The organism is Bradyrhizobium sp. Kon56 (assembly GCF_055807635.1).
The window spans coordinates 1-232 of record NZ_JBVVOU010000666.1 but is presented as its reverse complement, the minus strand read 5'-3'; the positions used below and the strand labels follow the sequence as shown (position 1 = coordinate 232).

The 232-nt window shown below is 63.8% G+C and carries 1 protein-coding gene; it reads right to left on the bottom strand.

What is annotated here, in order from left to right:
• Positions 1-232, bottom strand: a 232-nt coding sequence (locus AC0L3B_RS40445; RefSeq protein ID WP_473383712.1) for a lyase family protein, incomplete at both ends; no start/stop codon positions are given.

The window sequence follows — 232 nt, the reverse complement described above, 5'->3', positions numbered from 1 at the left end:
ACGCACGCAGTGAGTCGCGCAGGGTGTCGGCGGCGTCGAACAGCGGCTCCTTGTCTTCCTGGTTGTCCTTGTTGTAGGCCAGCGGCTGGCCTTTCATCAGGGTCAGCAGGCCCATCAATGCGCCGAATACGCGGCCGCTCTTGCCACGCACCAGCTCGGGCACGTCGGGGTTCTTCTTTTGCGGCATGATCGAGCTGCCGGTGCAGAACCGGTCCGGCAGGTCGATGAACTG